Origin of the sequence: Caulobacter sp. D5 (assembly GCF_003185805.1) — a bacterium.
Lineage (GTDB): Bacteria > Pseudomonadota > Alphaproteobacteria > Caulobacterales > Caulobacteraceae > Caulobacter.
Genome location: NZ_QHJY01000535.1, coordinates 1 through 3,466, shown reverse-complemented (window position 1 = coordinate 3,466; position 3,466 = coordinate 1). Strand labels below are relative to the sequence as shown.

Annotated in this window: 3 protein-coding genes; 1 reads left to right on the top strand and 2 read right to left on the bottom strand. The window is 67.9% G+C overall.

Annotated elements, in window-relative coordinates; all coding sequences use genetic code 11:
- Positions 1 to 222: 222 nt before the first annotated feature.
- Positions 223 to 720: a pentapeptide repeat-containing protein gene (locus tag DMC18_RS24915; protein ID WP_110117911.1), complete on the top strand. Its 498-nt coding sequence runs from the start codon at positions 223 to 225 to the stop codon at positions 718 to 720.
- A gap of 3 nt (positions 721 to 723) precedes the next feature.
- Here the strand turns inward: DMC18_RS24915 and DMC18_RS24910 are convergent, their stop codons facing one another.
- Together DMC18_RS24910 and aspS are read right to left on the bottom strand one after the other, a co-directional pair.
- Positions 724 to 1,227, bottom strand: coding sequence for a hypothetical protein (locus tag DMC18_RS24910; protein ID WP_199232638.1), 504 nt, complete (start codon positions 1,225 to 1,227; stop codon positions 724 to 726).
- A 150-nt stretch (positions 1,228 to 1,377) separates the two neighbouring features.
- On the bottom strand, positions 1,378 to 3,216 hold the full coding sequence (gene aspS / locus DMC18_RS24905) for an aspartate--tRNA ligase (protein WP_199228295.1): 1,839 nt from the start codon (positions 3,214 to 3,216) through the stop codon (positions 1,378 to 1,380).
- Positions 3,217 to 3,466: the final 250 nt, after the last annotated feature.

Here is a 3,466-nt window from a genome sequence, read left to right as displayed (position 1 = left end):
GGATGGCGAGGCCAAGACCAGCGCGCCGGCCGACCAGGCCGACATCTGCCCGGCCTGCGGCGACGTCGCCCTGAGCCGCAAGGGCGGCCTCGTGGTCTGCGAAAGCTGCAACGGCCAGGCAGAACGGCCTTCCCCCCGGGGATGAGTTTCTGGCGCGGGGCTTGCTGCGAAGGTCGCAAGTCCCGTACCTCGCCCCTTCCATCGCCTAGGACGCGTGCCGAAATGAAACCGCTGGCCCTCCTCGCCGCCGCCACGCTGTCGACCCTGGCCCTGGCCGGTCCCGCGCTGGCGCAGAACGCCGGACAGATCGAGCGGGTGCGCCGCGGGGCCGACTGCCCCAAGTGCAATCTCTTCCAGGCCGACCTGTCGGGCCTGACGCTGAAGGCCAAGAACCTGGCCGGCGCCCGCCTGCGGCAGGCCGACCTGTCGCTGGCGGTGATGGGCCGCACGCGGTTCACCGGCGGCGACCTGCGCGACGTCAACGCCTATGGCGGCGTCTTCGGCGGCGCCAGCTTCGCCCGCGCGAACCTGACCAACGCGACCTTCGTCGGCGCCTATCTGGAAGGAGCCAGCTTCGCGGGCGCCGACCTGTCGGGCGTCAACTTCTCGGGCGCCGAGCTCGACCGGGCCACGGGCCTGACGCAGGCGCAGTTGAACCGCGCCTGCGGCGACCCTTCGACGACCCTGCCGCGCGGCCTGTCGATCCCGCGCTGCCGCTAGGCCTCAGCGCACCGGCAGCATCAGGTGCGCGTAGGGCGTATCCGGGAACATGACGTAGGGCTTCGACGTATCCGGGCGCGCGCCGCCGGGATAGCCGGCCAGCATGCCTGGCGCGCCGACGATCATGACGTGAGGACCCGTCGTGACCCAGCCCTCGCCCGCCGCTGGCTTCTGGGCGTAGGGGTCGAGATTGCTGGGGTCGGAACCGCCCTTGAGCATGTAGATGAAGCCCGGCTTGCCTTCCGGCGGCGGCTTGCGGCCGAACATGGCGCTCGCCCATTCCATGGCGTTGGCGTCGGCGCACATGGGATCGACGCCCGGCGTCGTCGGAATGTCGGGCATGCAGGTGTAGCCGTTGGTCCCGTCGCGCAGGTGACGCATCGAGCCGTCGGCGGCGAAGGTCATGATCGCCGCGTCCTTGCCGATGGCCGGCGGCGCGGCCGACATGGCGCTGGCGATGATCTTCTGGTCGGCGGCGGACGGCGGCGCGGCTTGGGCGGCCGTCACGGCGGACAGGCAAAGAGATAGCGCTAAAGCGGTCCTGAACATCGGGAACCCTCCCTGGGCGCACCCCCGACAGCGGCACCATAACACGAAAAAGCCCTCCGAGCCGAACGGCCGGAGGGCTTTGTCTTTCAGGCGCTTGCCCCGAGGTCCTTAGACCTTGATGGGGGGAGCCGTGCGGATGTGCAGCTCCTTGAGCTGCTTGTCGAGCACGTTGGCCGGGGCGTTCATCAGCAGGTCCTGGCCCTGCTGGTTCAGCGGGAAGGCGATGACTTCGCGGATGGCGACCTGCTCGGCCAGCAGCATGACGATGCGGTCGATGCCGGGGGCCAGACCGCCGTGCGGCGGCGCGCCGTAGCGGAAGGCGTTCAGCATGCCGCCGAACTGCTCCTCGACCACTTCCGGGCCGTAGCCGGCGGTCTCGAAGGCCTTGAGCATGATCTCGGGCTTATGGTTCCGGATCGCGCCCGAGCACAGCTCGTAGCCGTTGCAGACGATGTCGTACTGGTAGGCGCGGATGGTCAGCGGGTCCTGGGTCTCCAGGGCCTCCAGACCGCCCTGCGGCATCGAGAACGGGTTGTGCGAGAAGTCGACCTTCTTCTCGTCCTCGTTCCACTCGAACATCGGGAAGTCGACGATCCAGCAGAACTTGAACTGCTCCTCGGCGACCAGCTTCAGCTCCGTGCCGACGCGGGTGCGGGCCAGACCCGCGAACTTGGCGAACACGGCCGGATCGCCGGCCACGAAGAAGGCGGCGTCGCCCTTGCCCAGGCCCAGGCTTTCCATCAGGGCCTGGGTCGGTTCACCCAGGTTCTTGGCGATCGGGCCGCCCCAGCCGCCCTGGTCTTCCGACCAGAACACGTAGCCGAGACCCGGCTGGCCTTCGCCCTGGGCCCAGCTGTTCATGCGGTCGCAGAAAGCCCGCGAGCCGCCGGTCGGAGCCGGGATGGCCCAGATGGCGTTCTTGGCGTCGGCGCCGAGGATCTTGGCGAACAGGCCAAAGCCGCCGTCACGGAAGTGCTCGGAGACGTCGGCCATCTTGATCGGGTTGCGCAGGTCCGGCTTGTCGCTGCCGTACCACGCCATCGACTGGGCGTAGGTCAGGCGCTCGAAGCCCTTGTGCTCGAGCGTCGCGCCGAAATCGTTGGTGAAGGTGTGGGTCTCGCTGATCGGCGAGACCGGCTTGCCCGAACCGAACTCCTCGAAGATGCCGTGCATCACCGGCTCGATGGCCGCGAACACGTCTTCTTGCGTCACGAAGCTCATCTCGACGTCGAGCTGGTAGAATTCCAGCGAGCGGTCGGCGCGCAGGTCCTCGTCGCGGAAGCACGGAGCGATCTGGAAGTAGCGGTCGAAGCCCGAGACCATCAGCAGCTGCTTGAACTGCTGGGGCGCCTGCGGCAGGGCGTAGAACTTCTCGGGGTGCAGACGCGAAGGCACCAGGAAGTCGCGCGCGCCTTCCGGCGAGGACGCCGTCAGGATCGGCGTCTGGAACTCGTTGAAGCCCTGGGCGAACATGCGGTTGCGGATCGACTGGATCACGCGCGAGCGCAGCACGATGTTCTTGTGCAGGGTCTCGCGGCGCAGGTCGAGATAGCGGTGCTTGAGGCGGATTTCTTCCGGATAGTCCGGCTCGCCGAAGACCGGCAACGGCAGCTCGTCGGCGGTCGACAGCACTTCGACGTCGGTGACGCGAATCTCGATCTCGCCGGTCGGCAGGTTGGGGTTCACGACGCTGGCGTCGCGGGCCACGACCTGGCCGTCGACGCGGATCACGCTTTCGGCGCGCAGACGCTCGACGATGGCGAAGCCCGGGGTCTCCGGGTGCAGCACCAGCTGGGTCAGGCCGTAGTGGTCGCGCAGGTCGATGAAGACCAGGCCGCCGTGGTCGCGCTTGCGGTGGATCCAGCCCGACAGACGCACATTGGCGTTGGTGTCGCTGGCCCGAAGAGCGCCGCAGTTATGGGTGCGATAGGCGTGCATCGTGGTCATGAAAGGCTTTGAAACGCGTTGATTTGCAAGGCGCGGAAAGGCGCATGCGGGGGCGTTTATGTCAAGGATTCTGGCAATCTTGTTCCCTCTCCCCTTGCGGGAGAAGGTGGCCTCCGAAGGAGGTCGGATGAGGGGTCGCGCTGACATTGGACGCCTCCGCCCAGCCTGACCGCCGCACGCGGTGTTAAGGTTTGAGAGACCCCTCACCCGACCTCGCTCCGCGAGGCCACCCTCTCCCGCAAGGGGAGAG